The following is a 15924-nucleotide window of genomic DNA, read 5'->3' on the forward strand; positions in this document are numbered from 1 at the left end:
ATCAGCCTCCGTGCTGGTTAGTTGTTGCCTTATCCAGAGCGGTCTGGCCCACGCCGTACTTATCGAGGATGGCCCGGTATGTTCCGTTGTCCATCAATTTCTGCACCGCCTTTTCCACGGCATCGGAAAACTGCTTCTCTGTCTTGGGGATTCCGATGCCAATGAGTGAGCTCTCATAGCCGCCCGGTGCCGCCGGGTCGTTGAGAACCTGCACGGTCGAATCCTGCGTAGCCGCGTAGGCCAACGCAGGCAGGTCCCCCACGATTGCGGTGATGGAACCACTGTTCAAAGCGAGCTGCTCATCCGAAAAGGCCGGGAGAGCCTTGATGTCAATGGCAGCCTTACCCGCAGCGGTGCACTTCCCGCTCTGCGAAGAAACGAGGTCCGCCTGGAGGGAACCGTTCTGAACTGCCACGCCCTTGCCGCACAAGTCATCCAACGTCTTGATGTCAGTGTTCGTCTTCTTCACCAGGATGCCGGAACCTGACCGGGCGTAGTTCACGAAGTCCAGCTGCTTTTCACGCTCTGCCGTGTCGAAGAGCGTAGCCATTAGCACGTCATACTTGCCCGCCTGCAGCCCCGGGATGAGGCCGTCATACGGCTGCTGTGAGAATTCGAAAGGGACACCAAGGGTCTCTCCAATGGCATGGCCCAGGTCAATTTCCAGACCAATCAATTCCTGGCTGCCCGGGCCGGCGAACATCTGGTACGGCGCAAACGGGGCGTTGGTGGCGACCCGGACTGTGCCGGCATTCCGCAGCTTTTCCGGAACCAGGGCAGCAAGGGTTTCGTCCTTGGCCGCCGTGGGAATGGCTGCAGACGGGGGAGCTGCGGTGCTCCCGGCAGCATTCACCGAAGGATTAGCACAACCGGTCAGCGCAACCGCAGACACGGCAAAAGTTAAAGCACCAACAGCTGCTGTGCGCAGAATGGCAGTGGGGTTCGGCAACATTCGCATGTCTACTCCATGGTCTTGCCCGGGTAGCCGGGGCGTGTATCTTGACGTCACCATGACGTCCCGATTACTCGGTGTGAGCAATATAACACCCATTAGACTACGCCCACTCGAATAGGGCAAGGAAAAAGAGCAATATTTCACTCACGAGGTGCAATGCTAATTCTCAACCGAAGTTCGGCGCCTCCGGGGCGAGACGCAGGTGAAGCACCCTCGGGACCAGGCGGTATCGCGGTACTCGCGGGTTCGAACGGCAGTCCGCCGACGGCCCTGCTGTTCGCAGTGACGACGAAAAGCCGCGTTGCCTTGCCGACTTGGTCTACTGCGCAGGGATTTTGGTGCGTTTTATGCGCCTACCAGGTCCAAGAATCGGTCGGTCGCTATATTCCGGCCTGTGATGACAAAGACTGTGGGCAGGTCTGTTGGTATGTAACCGGTAACTGCCGCAGCCACACCCATCACTGCCGCTCCTTCTCCGACGACGCCATGGTGCAAGGCCAAGTCGCGGACGGCACATCTGACGGCCGGCTCTTCTGCCCGGACCATCACAACCGCGTGTTCGCGCAGAATTTGCGGGGTGAAGGCATCTTGAGCGATGTTTCCCGCGGTACCGTCGGTGATTGTGGCCCCAATGGCCACTTGAACATTTCGTCCCTGGGCCATCGCGACTGAGACGGCGTGCGAGTATTCTGATTCGACGCCAACGACGGTGACCCGATCGGAAGCACCCAGGGCGATGCCCGAGGCCAGACCGCCTCCGCCAACGGGCACAACGATACGAAATTCACCATCGAGCTGTGCCAGTACTTCCGTGATAACGGAGGCTTGCCCCGCGATGACTTCAGGGTCGCTATAACCCGAGACGAACCTGCCGCCCGTTTCTTCGGCTATGCAGAGGGCCGCCTCTTCTGCGGCGTCGTAGCTGTTCCCAATGAGCCGTAGGTCAATGTCGTAACCCCGCAGAGCGTTCACCTTGGCAGTAGACGCGTTCTCCGGAACAACGACGGTTGCCTTTGCCCCCAGTCTGTCCGCGGCGAATGCGATGCCGAGACCGTGATTGCCGGCCGATGCAGAAACTACGGAAAGTCCGCTGCGCTTGGCGGCCGCCACAGCTGCAAGAGCCCCTCTGACCTTGAAAGAACCTGTGGGCTGCAAAGTTTCCAGCTTGAGATACGCGGGTGCATCGAAGCCTTTTAGCGAAACTTTCACAAGTGGCGTACACGCAAGGTGCTCACGGATAAGGCCGAGGGCTTCTGGGAGCAGCCGCTTCCACTGTATGGATGCCGGATAACTCATGGGGCGCAAACCGCCAGCCCGTCCATTTCCACCCAATCTCCCAGGCCAAGCTGAGTAGCAGGGGATGAGACAGTCTGCTCTCCGATCGTTGTTGCCTCGATGACGCCTGACTCAACATTCATAGGCAACTGACCGGACGCCTGACATGGCTGACCAGCTATTCCTGGGGCGCTGTAGGCATCCGCTAGTGCGGGGGCTTCGACGTTGATGATGACACATTGGCCCATATGCTCTCCCTATGTTGCGCGAATGAGTACTATAAGTATCACAAAGTGGTGCCGCGAGGCCCCTATTGTGTGCACCATTCGGAGGTACCTTCGCTGCCATTGGCCTCCTGGCCAGGCGGCATACTTCACGCTTTGCAAGGATTGGTTCTGACAATGCTTCGGCGCGGGATTCCGTCTTACCCTTACGTCCGTGCGTCGCCAGACTGTCGCCCTAGGCGCCACTGCGTGGACATTTTGGCGAGGGAAATCAATAGCAAGGGCTACCTTTTCGTCGTTCGGTGTGAACGGGAGTTACTCCTCGTCTGGACGGTCGGCCGTCGCAGCCGTAACGTTTACGTACACCCCAACCTGACGTCAGGAAACAGCGAAAGAAGCGTCAGATTGGGGTCAGATTCGCCATTCGCAGACACCCGAAGGACACAGTCCTAGAGCCCAATCTGACACACCGGGGCGGCAACCCAATCTCAGTGGTGCAGCTGCATCCGCTGGAGAACGGTTGCGGAGATCTCCTCAACCGACATCGACGCGGAGTTCACGTACGGCACGTTGTTCACCCGGTACATGTCTTCGGCATTCCGCAGCTCATACGTGCACTGGGAGAGGGATGCGTAGTCGCTGCCCGGGCGGCGTTCCTGGCGGATCTGGCTCAGTCTGACAGGCAGGGAAGTCAGCCCGAAACACTTGTGCACGAACGGCTGCAGGGGTTTGGGCAGGGACATGCTGGCGAAGTCTTCCTCAACCAGCGGGAAGTTGGCGGCGAGGATGCCGTGCTGCAGCGCCAGGTACATGGTGGTCGGCGTCTTGCCGCAGCGCGACGGCGCGATGAGGATCAGCTCGGCGCGTTCCAGCGCACGCAGTGACTGCCCGTCGTCGTGCTCTATGGCGTATTCGACGGCGGCCATGCGCGACTGGTAGCGCACCGCGTCGCCCACGCCGTGCGCCTGGCCGGGCACGCCGCTGGCCGAGGCATGGAGGACCTGCTCCAGCTGGCCGATGTGCGCGCCGAACAGGTCGAAGAAGTGCCCCCGGCTCCGGGACAGCACGGCCCGGATGTCCTGCCCGACCGTGGTGGAGAAGATGATCGGCCTCGGCCCCGCGGCCGCGAGCTCGTCGATCACGGCCACCACCTCTTGCGCCTGCTCCACCGTGGTGATGAACGGGATCGTCCGGCGTTCCAGCCGCCCGGCGGGGAACTGGGTCAGCAGGGTGTTGCCGAGCGTCTCGGCCGTGATGCCGGTGCTGTCGGAAAGAAAGAACACCGTGGGGGCGGACGGGTTGCCCGCCCCCACAGCGTCACTCAAGTGGGCGTCTGCCACTTAGACGGCGGACCGGTTGCCGGCGCGGGCCAAGCGCAGCCAGGTGTCGGTGACGGCGTCGGGGTTCAGCGAGATGGAGCTGATGCCCTGTTCCAGCAGCCACTCGGCGAAGTCCGGGTGGTCGCTGGGGCCCTGGCCGCAGATCCCCACGTACCGGCCCTTGGCCCGGCATGCGGAAATGGCCATCTCGAGGAGCTTGATGACGGCCGGGTTCCGCTCGTCGAAGCCCTCGGCCACCAGCGCCGAGTCACGGTCCAGGCCCAGGGTGAGCTGAGTCAGGTCGTTGGATCCGATCGAGAAGCCGTCGAAGTACTCCAGGAACTCGTCGGCGAGCAGCGCGTTGGCGGGGAGCTCACACATCATTACGATTTCCAACCCGTTCTCGCCCCGGCGCAGCCCGTTGGCCGCGAGCAGCTCGGTGACGCCGCGGGCCTCGTCCAGGGTGCGGACGAACGGGACCATGAGCTTGATGTTGGTCAGGCCCATCTCGTTACGCACGTACTTGAGGGCTTCGCACTCCAGCTCGAACGCCTGCCGGAACGAATCCGAAAGATACCGGGAGGCGCCCCGGTATCCGATCATCGGGTTCTCCTCGGAAGGTTCGAACGCCGGCCCGCCCAGCAGGTTGGCGTACTCGTTGGACTTGAAGTCGGACATCCGGATGATGACCGGCTCCGGGGCGAAGGCTGCGGCGATGGTGGAAATGCCCTCGGCCAGGCGCTTCACGTAGTAGTCCCGCGGCCCGTCGTAGGCTGCGGTCTTCTCCCGGATCTGGCGCACCGTGTAGTCGGAGAGGGACGCGGGGCGTTCGATCTCGCCAGCCACGGCCAGCAGGGCGTTGGGATGGATGCCGATTTGGCGGTTGATGATGAACTCCAGGCGGGCCAGGCCAACACCGTGGTGCGGCAGCTTGGCGAAGCTGAAGGCCTGCTCCGGCGTCCCCACGTTCATCATGATCTTCACCGGTGCCGGCGGCATGGTGTCCAGGCTGGTCTCCTGCAGCGTGTAGTCCAGCAGGCCTTCGTAGACGAAGCCCGCCTCGCCCTCGGCGCAGGAGACCGTGACCGGGGTGCCGTCAGCCAGCACTCGGGATGCGTTGCCGGTGCCCACGACGGCCGGGATGCCAAGCTCGCGGGCAATGATCGCCGCGTGGCAGGTGCGTCCGCCGCGGTCGGTCACGATCGCAGCGGCCTTCTTCATGATCGGTTCCCAGTCCGGGTCCGTCATGTTCGCCACCAGGACGTCGCCGGTCTGGAACGAGGCCATCTGGTCGATTGAGGTGAGCACGCGAACCTGCCCGGCGCCGATGCGCTGGCCAATGGCACGACCCTCGGCCAGGACGGCCGAACGCTCGCTGAGGGTGTAGCGGGAGATCTTGCCGGACACCTTCCGCGACTCCACGGTCTCGGGACGGGCCTGCAGGATGTACAGCTCCCCGTCCACGCCGTCCTTGCCCCATTCGATGTCCATCGGACGGCCGTAGTGCGCCTCGATGGCCAGCGCGTGGCGGGCAAGCTGCTCGACTTCGGCGTCGGTCAGGCTGAAGCGGCGGCGCAGGTCCTGCGGGACGGGGACGAAGTCCACGGTCCTGCCCACCTCGCTGGAGTCCGTGTAGGTCATCTGGACGGCCTTCTCGCCCAGGCCGCGCTTGAGCACGGCGGGACGGCCGGCCGCCAAGGCCGGCTTGTGCACGTAGAACTCGTCCGGGTTCACGGCGCCCTGGACCACGGCCTCGCCGAGGCCGTAGGACGAGGTGATGAAGACGGCGTCGTTGAAGCCGGATTCGGTGTCCATGGTGAACATGACACCGGAAGCGCCGACGTCGGAGCGCACCATGCGCTGGATGCCCGCCGAGAGTGCAACTTCCGAGTGGGTGAACCCGTGGTGCACGCGGTAGGCGATGGCCCGGTCGTTGTAGAGCGAGGCAAAGACATCCTTGATGGCGAACAGGATGTTCTCCACGCCGCGGATGTTCAGGAACGTCTCCTGCTGCCCCGCGAAGGAAGCATCAGGCAGGTCCTCGGCCGTGGCGCTGGAGCGCACCGCCCAGGACACGTCCCCGCCATGCTCGGCAGTCAGCCGCTCATAGGCGGACCGGATCTGCTCCTCGAAGCCGGGCTGGAAGGGGGTGTCGCGGATCAGGTCGCGGATCTGCTTACCTGCCACGGTCAAAGCGGCCACATCGCCGCTGTCCAGGCCGTCGAGGATTCCTTCAATCCGGCTGTCGAGGCCGGACTCGCCAAGGAACCGTCGGTAAGCGTCTGCTGTGGTGGCGAAACCGCCCGGTACTTTAACCCCTGCTGAGGCAAGATTCCGGACCATTTCTCCGAGCGATGCGTTCTTGCCGCCAACCTGGTCAAGGTCGGACAGGCCGAGGTCAGAAAACCAGAGAACGTCAGTCATAGGTGGTGTCCCTCCATTGGGCACGCGCTGACAAGCGCTGAAAAAAGATGTGATGCAAGGTTGGTCAGGAGTGGCCCGCAGAAGCAAATGGATGTGACGAGGGCAACACGGCAGCCGCGTAATGAAGAGTCACTGAAGCGCTTTTCCGGTTATGACACGTTTCTGGATGAAATCCAGAATCCACTGGACTGTTGCCGGATGGTCCAGATGCAGTCCGTGGCCGGCGCCCGGGACCTTGACCAGCGTGGAATGCGGGATGTTTCGCTGCAGCATCCGGGCATTATCGAGGGGGGACAACCGGTCCCCGGTTCCGTGAAGGATCAACGTCGGCGCAGTGATGGACGGCAGGTGCGCCAGTGCGTCGTGGTCGTTGCTGGCCGCGAAGTGGCGCGACTTGGCCCAGGCGGAAGACTTCGAAGCGAAGAAGGCCTGCACCGCTTCAGGGTGCTGCTCCGCCCACGCGGCGTCGAAGAAGAACGGGGACAGGCACGCCGGGTCTCCGCTGAGCAGCGCGCTGATGGCGTCCGCGTCCGCGCCCTGGCCCGACCTGCCGGGGCTGGTCCCAGCCAGGACCAGGGCCCGGACACTGCCGGGATGGTCGATGGCGAGCCATTGCCCGACGCGGCCACCCATGGAGTGGCCGTAGACGTGCGCCGAGTCCACGCCCGCCGCCTGCAGCACGCTCCGCGCGTCGGCAGCCAGGAGCCTGGTGGTGTACCGCTCCGCCAGCCCTTTGCCACTGGCCCCAATGCCTCGGTGATCGAAGCGGATTACCCGGAAATGCGCGGCGAGCGCGTCAGCCGTCGGCCCCCATCCGGCCATTCCCGTGGCCTGCCCGGCGAGGAGGAGCAATGGCTCCCCCGCACCTTCCGACCGCCACGCCAACTCGGTTCCGTCCTCGGCGGTGGCGAAGCTGACATCCCCGTGCTGCGCAAGGTTCATCCGCTCAGGGCTCTCGGTCACCCCTACAGACTACAAAGGGCCGGGGGACCTGCTGCTATCGCCCCACAAGGGATGCGCGCAGCGCCGAGTCAGCATCACGGAGCACCTTCGCCGCCACCTGCAGGCCCTCGATCCGGCCCAGGGAAACGTCCTCGTGCTCGATGTTGACCAGCATTTCCGGATCCACCTCGTACAGGGCCCGCAGGAACTCCGTCCAGTACGCGGTGTCGTGGCCGCGGCCCAAGGCCACGAAGTCCCAGGCGGAATCCTTGGGCCATTCGTTGACCCATTCGTCGCCGCCCAGGTTGGTGCGGTCCTCGTCCTGGGAGAGGCGGCGGAAGCTGTTGTCCAGCACGCCGTAGAGCGCGGCGTTCGCCTTGTTGATGCGCACGTCCTTGGCAGCGGCCTGGAACACCAGCGGGCCGAGCTCGCGGACCACGGCCACCGGGTCCATCTGCTGCCAGAACAGGTGGGAAGCGTCCAGTTCCACGCCCACATGGGTGGCGCCGGTGAGCTCGATCAGCTTCCGCACGTCTGCGGTATTGAAGACCAGGTTCTGCGGGTGCAGCTCCAAGGCCACCTTGACGTCCAGTTCCCGGGCCAGCTGGTCGATCTCCTTCCAGAACTTTGCGGCGATTTCCCACTGGTAGTCCAAGACGTCCAGGGCGGCCGAGTTCCAGGCATTGACGATCCAGTTGGGCACGGTGGCGCCGGGTTCACCGCCCGGCAGTCCGGACATGGTGACCACGCGATCTTGGCCCAGTCGGTGCGCCAGCCGGAGTGAGCGTCGAATGTCCTCGGCGTGCTTTTCCCCGATCTCCCGGTTGGGGTGCAACGGGTTGCCATTGCAGTTCAGGCCGGCAATGGAAACTCCAGTGCCCTCGAACAGAGCGAGGTACTCATCCCGTGCAGCGTCGCTGGTCAGGATCTCGTCAAAGTTCGGCACGTGCACGGCGGGAAGGAAGCCACCTGTGTTGATCTCAATGCCGGCCAGGCCGAGATCGGCAATGACTTTCAGGGCTTCCGCCAGGGGACGGTCGTGCAGGATTGCGTTGTAGACGCCCAGCCGCATGCAGTTCTCTCCTTTGAAAAGGCCCCGAACAAGAAGTGGAGCGCTCTAAAAAAGGTACGGGCGGCACTTTGTCCTGTCAATAGGATAAACAGCGCGTCGTCAGCAGAGCACCGGGAGTATCAGTAACTCCGGCGAAGGTGCGCTAAACCGCGAGGCTGTGCGTATCCGCCAGGGAAGGCGCAGACGCCACGACAGGCATGGCGTCGGTCAGTGCCTCGACGACGGCAAGCTGGCCGGTGGAGTCAGGAACACCCGGGTACTGTACGTGCGTGGTTTCGACAGCAGGCTGTGCGGGCGTCTCCTCGGAACGCATGCGCACCAGCGCAACAGCCGAGATGAGGAACCAGGCGACATTGGTAACCACAGACGGCCAGGCGTGGTGCAGGGTTCCGTTGATGATGAACGCCACGGAGCCGAACAGGTTGGCCGCCTGGAAGCCCTTCCCAGCCTTCAGCCACCCCATGGAAACGGCCAGGTATGCACTGAGAATCGCAACCGCTCCAGCCCAGCCGGCGATTTCCCACAGCAGTTCCATGGCGTCCTTTCAAGGTGTTACCCGCGCACAGCAATTGGGCAGGGGTTTTGCAGGTGATTTAAGAGTTGGTGTGCCGGATGCTGCGTTTACTCGAGCCCTGTTCGGGCGAGGACTGCTGTCCGGCAGGCCAATCATATCGCGCTCTGGACATCACCTTCGCCGCGTAGCACGATCTGAGATGTGACTTCCACGACAGCTCCAGACCCCTACCTGCGCGAGCTCACCGAGCTCCGGCGCGTCAAGGACCGGATGGACCGGGAGTACGCCCAGCCGCTGGACGTCGAGTCGCTGGCCAGGGACGTTCACATGTCCGCCGGCCACTTCAGCCGGCGGTTCAAACTCGCCTATGGCGAATCCCCCTACAGCTACCTCATGACCCGCCGCATCGAACGCGCCATGGCGCTCCTCCGCAAAGGCGACCTCAGCGTCACGGAGGTGTGCTTCGCCGTCGGCTGTTCCTCGCTGGGCACCTTCAGCACCCGCTTCAGCGAACTGGTGGGCATGCCGCCGAGCGTCTACAAACAGGAAGCCGCGGAGGCCACGGCGGGGATCCCGGCGTGCGTGGCGAAGCAGATCACCAGACCGGTCAGGAATCGAGAAGCGCCCGCCCATGAGCCGTTACTAGCATGACTGGCATGAACAACATCACCATCTCCTCAACCTTCCTCCCCGCCACCGATCCGGACGCCTCGCTGGCGTTCTACCGTGACGCCCTCGGCTTCGAGATCCGCAACGACGTGGGCCGCGGCACCATGCGGTGGATCACCGTCGGGCCCGCCGGTCAGAAGGACGTTTCCATCGTCCTGCACCCGCCCGCCGTGGACCCCGGAATCACGGAGGACGAGCGCCGCACCATCACCGAAATGATGGCCAAGGGCACCTACGCCACCATCGTCCTTTCCTCCCCCGACGTCGACGCCGCGTTTGCCAAGGTGGAGGCCACCGGGGCAGACGTGGTCCAGGAGCCCATCGACCAGCCCTACGGCATCCGGGACTGCGCCTTCCGCGACCCGGCCGGCAACACCGTCCGCATCAACCAGCAGCCGTAGGCATATAAACAGCAACGTATATAACGGACGACGCCGACGGCAGGCTGCGAGCGCAGCCCGCCTTAGGTGCCGCCACCAGGAGGGGGAGTTTCATGAGCACGGACGCAGACATTGAGACCACGCAGGTGCACATTGCCGATAGCCATGACCTGATCCGGGTCCAGGGCGCGCGCGAGAACAACCTCAAGGACATCAGCCTGGAGCTGCCCAAGCGCCGTCTCACCGCCTTCACGGGCGTGTCCGGCTCCGGCAAGAGCTCCCTGGTGTTCGCCACCATCGCCGCCGAGTCGCAGCGCATGATCAACGAAACCTACAGTGCCTTTGTCCAGGGCTTCATGCCCAGCCTGGCCCGCCCGGACGTGGACCGGCTGGAGGGCCTGACCACGGCCATCATCGTGGACCAGGAACGGATGGGGGCCAACCCGCGCTCCACGGTGGGCACCGCCACTGATGCCAACGCCATGCTGCGGATCCTGTTCAGCCGCCTGGGCAAGCCGTATGTGGGTCCGCCCACCGCCTTCTCCTTCAACGTACCCACCCGCAAAGCCAGCGGCATCATGAGCACGGAAAAGGGCGGCCGGGTGGAGAAGAACGTGGTCCGGCAGGTGACGTACCTGGGCGGCATGTGCCCGCGCTGCGAGGGCATGGGCAACATCAGCGACATCGACCGGGCGGCGCTGTATGACGACTCGAAATCCCTGAACGAGGGCGCCCTCACCGTCCCCGGCTATTCCATGGACGGCTGGTACGGCCGCCTCTTCGAGGGGATGGGCCTGCCGATGGACAAGCCGATCGCCAACTTCACGGCGAAGCAGCTGGACACGATGCTCTACGCCGAGCCCACCAAGATCAAGGTGGAGGGCGTCAACCTGACGTTCGAGGGCATCATCCCGAAGATCCAGAAGTCCATGCTGTCCAAGGACGTGGAGGCGATGCAGCCGCACGTGAAGCGTTTCGTGGAGCGCGCCGTCACGTTCGCCGTTTGCCCGGACTGCGGCGGAACCCGGCTCACGCCGGAGGTGCTCAACTCGCGGATCAACGGTAAGAACATCGCGGACCTGTGCACCATGCAGATTTCCGACCTGGCGCAGTGGATCCGCGACCTCGACGAGCCCTCCGTCCGTCCGCTGCTCGCCGGGCTGCGGGACCTGCTGGATTCCTTTGCCGAAATCGGCCTCGGCTACCTCTCCCTGGACCGCCCGGCCGGCACCCTGTCCGGCGGCGAGGCGCAGCGGACCAAGATGATCCGGCACCTGGGCTCCTCCCTCACCGATGTCACCTATGTCTTCGATGAGCCCAGCATCGGCCTGCACCCGCACGACATCGAGCGGATGAACACGCTCCTGCTGCAGCTGCGGGACAAAGGCAACACCGTCCTCGTGGTGGAGCACAAGCCGGAGATGATCGCCATTGCGGACCACGTCGTCGACCTGGGCCCGGGCGCCGGAACCGGCGGCGGCGAGATTGTCTTTGAGGGCGACGTCGACGGGCTGCGTTCCAGCGGCACCATCACCGGACGCCACCTGGACGACCGGGCGCGGCTGAAGGACTCCGTCCGCAAGGCCACCGGGGCGCTGGAGGTCCGCGGGGCGTCGACCAACAACCTGCGCGACGTGGACGTGGATGTGCCGCTGGGCGTGCTCTGCGTCGTCACCGGCGTGGCCGGCTCCGGAAAGAGCTCCCTGATCCATGGCTCGCTGGCCAGCCGGGAGGGCGTGATCGTGATCGACCAGGGCGCCATCAAAGGGTCCCGGCGCAGCAACCCGGCCACCTACACCGGGCTGCTGGAGCCTATCCGGAAAGCTTTTGCCAAGGCCAACGGCGTCAAGCCGGCCCTTTTCAGCTCCAACTCCGAGGGCGCCTGCCCCACCTGCAACGGGGCGGGCGTGATTTTCACCGAGCTCGGCGTTATGGCCACGGTCGAGTCCACCTGCGAGGACTGCGAGGGGCGCCGGTTCCAGGCCGCCGTTCTCGAGTACACCCTGGGCGGCCAGAACATCGCCGATGTCCTGGACATGTCGGTGGAAGCGGCGCTGGCCTACTTTGCCGAAGGCGAGGCCAAGACGCCCGCGGCGCACAAGGTCCTCGAACGCCTGGCGGACGTGGGGCTCGGCTACATCACCCTGGGCCAGCCGCTGACCACGCTGTCCGGCGGCGAGCGCCAGCGGCTCAAGCTGGCCACCCAGATGGCCGAGGCCGGGGACGTCTACATCCTGGACGAGCCCACCGTTGGCCTGCACCTGGCCGACGTCGAACAGCTGCTGGGCCTGCTGGACCGGCTGGTTGACTCCGGGAAGTCGGTCATCGTCATCGAGCACCACCAGGCGGTGATGGCGCACGGCGACTGGATCATCGACATCGGCCCGGGGGCAGGGCACGACGGCGGCAGCATCGTTTTCGAGGGCACGCCGGCTGAGCTGGTGGCGGGGCGGTCCACGCTCACCGGGCAGCACCTGGCGGCATATGTGGGCGCCTGAGTCCGCGCTTACTGTAGGGGTATGCCCGAAAACTACCGGTACGACGTCGAGATCCTGCACCTGCTGGTCTCCCCGGCGCACGCCTACTTCGGCCGCGCCCGGGACGGTGCCGCCGACGTTCCCACAACCGATGCAGAACAGGCGGAGGTGGTGGCGGGCAAAGGCATCGTGGGCGACCGGTTCTTCGGCAAGGCGGCGCATATGGACGCGGCGGTGACCCTGTTCGCCGTCGAATCCCTCGAGGCCATCGCGGCCGAGCTGGGCGCCGCGCCCTTCGATCCGCTGCTGACGCGGCGGAACGTGGTGCTCCGCGGGGCCCAGCTGGCCCCTCTGCTGGGGCAGGACTTTTCGCTGGAGTCCCGCGGCTCGCTGGTGGAATTCCATGGCGGCCGGCACGCCCAGCCGTGTGCGTGGATGAACGAGATGCTTGCCCCCGGCGCGCACCCCGCGATGCGCGGCCGGGGCGGCATCCGCTGCCGGGCCCTCTCCAGCGGCGTCCTGCACCACGGGCCGGCCGTGCTGGTCAGCCCGGTGCTGCTGGACCCCGCCCGGGCGGGAGAGCCGAGCCTGCTCCGGCCGTCGAGGCTGCCGTAGCTCGGCCGCCGCTAATCAGTCTTGGCTATATAAACTTCGCACGGTGCACTGTGCGCCACGCTGTTCGCAACACTGCCCAGGACCCGGCCGATCCCGCTCATACGCCGGCTGCCCACGACGATCATATGGGCGTTGTGTTCCTCCGCGTGCTGGATCAAGGCTTTGGCTGCCGCGCCGCGGACCGCGAAGTGCTCCACTTGAAGCTGGCCCGACCGGATGCCATCTGCCGACTCCCGTGCCACCTTTTCCGCGTACCGCTCTTCCGAAAACGCCCTGTCGTCATTGCCCAGGCCGAGGACTTCGGCGCGGTCCCCTGGGAACGCGGTCACCACATGCAGCGTGGTTCCCAGGGCCGAGGCCAGGTCCGCAGCTGTTTCCGCAGCACGCTGGGCACTCTCGGTGCCGTCCACTCCTACGACAATTACCTTGGTCATCCTGTGCTCCTTCAAACGACGGCGGTGGCGTTGGCCGGGGAGCCGGTGCCTCCGGTGATGTTCAGCGGCTTGATGGTGACGAAAGAATCCCAGCTGCCGGTTGTCCGCATGTGCCGCGCAAGGGGCCCAAGTTTCCACAATTCCCCAAGGGGCAGGCCGAGTTTCGCCAGGAGTTGCTGGTGCATCATCCCGTGGTCGTTGGGAGCCGAACTCTGGTAGGGGCTTTCGGGAGTGGCCGGGAGGCATTCAAAGGCGAAGTTGTCGGCCGCGACCACCGCAAACCGGTTGTCCCATGCCCAGCCGACAAAATCCCGCGACTGGGCCACGCCCGATGCCTTGCGGCTCTCGCGGATGCGTTGCTTCTCCGCGGGATCAAGGGCAAGGAACCACTCGCACCACCCGGTGTGGAGCATAAGGATGTCTCCGGGGAGGGCAGTGAGGGACTGGGATTCCATGGCGGCCTGGACCAGGTCCAGGGTCAGGGGTTCCCCGGCTGCGTGGTCGATGGGCTCCCCCAGGCTGTTCCGGAAGCCGTCCAGGTCCACCAGGACGCCCCGGCCCGCGATGGGGTGTTCCGCCCATTCCTGGATCCCCAGGTCCGGAGTGCCTTCAGTGATCCGGTCATCCGCGGTGCCGTTGTAAAACCCGACGTCATCCGCCCTCCGGTGCCTGAGTCCGTCAATCTGCGTGGAGCCCTGCAGGTAGTACCCGTCAAGGTAGTCATCGCGGTGGGCCGGGTGGGAGGAGTAGATGGTGTGCCGTGGGGCGCTTCGTTTGAGGGACATCCCGGGGTCGAATGCGTCCGCGGGGTAGTCGAGGCCGAAGACAGTCCCCGTCCGGATGCTGTTCCTGGCTTCCAGGATGGCAGCGGGCGTGATGAAGGACGGCATGCCGCGTTCGGGTTCCGGAAACAGCCCCCAGGATGTTCCCGCCAGGGCGCCGTCGCGCGTCAGTAGATCGGCGAAGCTCGGAAACGGTGCGTGCCCGGTCATCGCGTGGTGGCTTCCTGGTGCTGCGTCGCCTGTTTTTGTGGGCGCTTGTAGCTGAGCAGGAACCCGGCCACAGCGCAGATCGAGGCCGCGATGCAGACGGGCGGTTTGATGACTTCGTTGAAGAACTGGAGCCACTCGCCCCGACCGGCCACGAGGCCGACGGCCTGTCCGGCAACAAACAGCACGCCGCCGAGGAGAAGTGCCCCGAGGGTGATCACGAAGACGTGTTCGGTAACCCGTCGAAGTGTGTTCATGGGTGATTCCTTAGATTGGCAGGATGCCAAGAATGATCAGCACGCCGATGACCAGCAGGGGCAGGGCGTAATGCGTGAGCAGGCGGGCAAAGGTCTTGATGGGATTGACGTCCGCGATGCCGCAGGCCACATACAGCGGTGCACCGCCGGGTGGGACCGCTGCCTCGCAGGAAGAAAAGACCAGGACGGCGACGGCGGCGGTGGTGGCCGGAACGCCGGCCGCGACAAGGGCTGCTACGCCGACCGTGCCAACGGCAGCCATGGTTGCCGTGGCCGAAAGGGGGGCTGCAACGGCGATGACGATCAGCCCGATGAGGATGGCGAGCAGCCAGAGGGGGAGGTTCATCCCGTTCAGCAGGGCCGTCATTTGCTTGGGGAGGCCCGTGGCGGCGAGGGCGTTGGCTCCGGCGAAGGCAAAGAGCACCGTGACGCCGACGATTCCGAACCGCGGGGCCGAGCCCTGCAGCAGGTTGCCCCAGTCGCGGCCGGTGCGCGGCAGTTGCTTCCGGCCCAGCAGCGCGCCTGTGATGAGAAGGACCACGGGAATCCAGACGATCACGCTGACGGACTTGCTGACGTCGCCGCCGGTCCAGTCCGAGAGTACCGGCGTGAGGAAGCCGGAGGTGATGACCAGGGGGATGGCGACGACGACGAACAGCAGGAGTGTGGCCCAGCCCTGCCCAAAGGCGGCCCGGACAGAGAGCCGGTGGGCCGGATCGAGCGGCGACATCCCGCTCTTGCGGATCAGCAGCCAGGTGATGATGAGGCGGTGCAGGAAGCACCAGAGGCCGCCGAACAACAGGGGGAGCACCAGCGCGTTGATGTCCAGCAGGGGCCCCACCGTGGCGGAGCCCACCAGGACGAACATGGAGGCGCTGAACGGGAACGTGATGCCCATCCCGGCGTTGCCAGCCACCAGGGTGGCCGCGGCCGGCTTGTCCAGTTTGGACTTTTCCATCCACGGGATGGTCACCGAGCCCACTGTGGCGGCGATGGCGGCCTGGTTGTGCACCACACCGCCGAGGCCTGCGGAGGCCACCGTGGAAACCCAGGCCGGGCCCCCTTTGACCCCGCCGATGAGCGAGTTCAGCAGGTCGATCAGCCGGTCCAGGACGCCGCCCTTGTCCAGCAGGTAGCCCATGAACACGAATGCCATGGTGGCGTACACAATTTCGTCGGTCGCCGCCGAATAGAGCGCCGACCAGCCGACCTGGGCGGCGGCGGCACCCGTGAACGGGAGCACCACCAGGAATCCCAGGATCATGGCTTCCCCCACGCTGCGCTTGATCAGAGTAGTCCAGAGCAGGATGGCGGCCAGGTATGCCCCCAGGGCCCAGACGCCGGTCATGTCCATGCTCCTGACGTTGCGGTGCGGTTC

Annotated in this window: 15 protein-coding genes; 4 read left to right on the forward strand and 11 right to left on the reverse strand. The window is 65.0% G+C overall.

Annotated features, from left to right (window positions below; genetic code table 11):
• Nucleotide 1 precedes the first annotated feature (1 nt).
• The 7 genes from AC3IMC_RS17635 to AC3IMC_RS17665 all read right to left on the reverse strand — a co-directional run bounded on the left by AC3IMC_RS17635 (nucleotide 2) and on the right by AC3IMC_RS17665 (nucleotide 8746).
• Nucleotides 2-1051 (reverse strand): ABC transporter substrate-binding protein, encoded by a 1050-nt coding sequence (locus AC3IMC_RS17635; protein WP_490919993.1) that lies wholly within the window; start codon nucleotides 1049-1051, stop codon nucleotides 2-4.
• Nucleotides 1052-1300: 249 nt separating this feature from the next.
• A complete protein-coding gene (locus AC3IMC_RS17640; RefSeq protein WP_490919994.1) occupies nucleotides 1301-2251 on the reverse strand; it encodes a threonine ammonia-lyase in 951 nt (316 codons plus the stop codon).
• A 691-nt stretch (nucleotides 2252-2942) separates the two neighbouring features.
• The gene (locus tag AC3IMC_RS17645; RefSeq protein ID WP_490919995.1) at nucleotides 2943-3779 is read right to left on the reverse strand and encodes a pyruvate, water dikinase regulatory protein; all 837 of its coding nucleotides are present in this window, start codon (nucleotides 3777-3779) and stop codon (nucleotides 2943-2945) included.
• A gap of 15 nt (nucleotides 3780-3794) precedes the next feature.
• Complete coding sequence (ppsA, locus tag AC3IMC_RS17650) at nucleotides 3795-6197, reverse strand: phosphoenolpyruvate synthase (RefSeq protein WP_490919996.1); 2403 nt, start codon at nucleotides 6195-6197, stop codon at nucleotides 3795-3797.
• Nucleotides 6198-6326: 129 nt separating this feature from the next.
• Nucleotides 6327-7160 carry an alpha/beta fold hydrolase gene (locus tag AC3IMC_RS17655; protein WP_490919997.1) on the reverse strand — a complete coding sequence of 278 codons (834 nt, stop codon included), beginning with the start codon at nucleotides 7158-7160 and terminating at the stop codon, nucleotides 6327-6329.
• 34 nt (nucleotides 7161-7194) lie between these two features.
• A complete protein-coding gene (locus tag AC3IMC_RS17660) occupies nucleotides 7195-8211 on the reverse strand; it encodes a sugar phosphate isomerase/epimerase family protein (RefSeq protein ID WP_490919998.1) in 1017 nt (338 codons plus the stop codon).
• A gap of 142 nt (nucleotides 8212-8353) precedes the next feature.
• Nucleotides 8354-8746 carry a CBU_0592 family membrane protein gene (locus AC3IMC_RS17665; protein ID WP_490920000.1) on the reverse strand — a complete coding sequence of 131 codons (393 nt, stop codon included), beginning with the start codon at nucleotides 8744-8746 and terminating at the stop codon, nucleotides 8354-8356.
• A gap of 180 nt (nucleotides 8747-8926) precedes the next feature.
• On the opposite strand from AC3IMC_RS17665, the gene AC3IMC_RS17670 reads away from it, so the two are divergent.
• The 4 genes from AC3IMC_RS17670 to AC3IMC_RS17685 all read left to right on the forward strand — a co-directional run bounded on the left by AC3IMC_RS17670 (nucleotide 8927) and on the right by AC3IMC_RS17685 (nucleotide 12866).
• The gene (locus AC3IMC_RS17670; protein ID WP_490920001.1) at nucleotides 8927-9376 is read left to right on the forward strand and encodes a helix-turn-helix transcriptional regulator; all 450 of its coding nucleotides are present in this window, start codon (nucleotides 8927-8929) and stop codon (nucleotides 9374-9376) included.
• Nucleotides 9373-9795 carry a VOC family protein gene (locus AC3IMC_RS17675; protein ID WP_490920003.1) on the forward strand — a complete coding sequence of 141 codons (423 nt, stop codon included), beginning with the start codon at nucleotides 9373-9375 and terminating at the stop codon, nucleotides 9793-9795. Before AC3IMC_RS17670 ends, AC3IMC_RS17675 begins: the two co-directional genes overlap by 4 nt.
• A gap of 92 nt (nucleotides 9796-9887) precedes the next feature.
• Nucleotides 9888-12272, forward strand: a complete 2385-nt coding sequence (locus AC3IMC_RS17680; RefSeq protein ID WP_490920005.1) for an ATP-binding cassette domain-containing protein — start codon at nucleotides 9888-9890, stop codon at nucleotides 12270-12272.
• A 21-nt stretch (nucleotides 12273-12293) separates the two neighbouring features.
• Complete coding sequence (locus AC3IMC_RS17685) at nucleotides 12294-12866, forward strand: MOSC domain-containing protein (RefSeq protein WP_490920006.1); 573 nt, start codon at nucleotides 12294-12296, stop codon at nucleotides 12864-12866.
• Between the two features lie 11 nt (nucleotides 12867-12877).
• Here the strand turns inward: AC3IMC_RS17685 and AC3IMC_RS17690 are convergent, their stop codons facing one another.
• From AC3IMC_RS17690 to AC3IMC_RS17705, 4 genes are read right to left on the reverse strand one after another with little or no spacing between them, the layout of a single operon-like run.
• Entirely contained in the window at nucleotides 12878-13300 is a 423-nt protein-coding gene (locus AC3IMC_RS17690; protein WP_490920007.1) for a universal stress protein, read from the reverse strand.
• An 11-nt stretch (nucleotides 13301-13311) separates the two neighbouring features.
• Complete coding sequence (locus tag AC3IMC_RS17695; RefSeq protein ID WP_490920008.1) at nucleotides 13312-14292, reverse strand: cyclase family protein; 981 nt, start codon at nucleotides 14290-14292, stop codon at nucleotides 13312-13314.
• Nucleotides 14289-14546, reverse strand: coding sequence for a hypothetical protein (locus AC3IMC_RS17700; RefSeq protein ID WP_490920009.1), 258 nt, complete (start codon nucleotides 14544-14546; stop codon nucleotides 14289-14291). The genes AC3IMC_RS17695 and AC3IMC_RS17700 overlap by 4 nt, the downstream gene beginning before the upstream one ends.
• 10 nt (nucleotides 14547-14556) lie before the next feature.
• Nucleotides 14557-15894 (reverse strand): TRAP transporter large permease subunit, encoded by a 1338-nt coding sequence (locus AC3IMC_RS17705; RefSeq protein ID WP_490920010.1) that lies wholly within the window; start codon nucleotides 15892-15894, stop codon nucleotides 14557-14559.
• Nucleotides 15895-15924: the final 30 nt, after the last annotated feature.

It is taken from the genome of Arthrobacter sp. E70 (assembly GCF_058266945.1).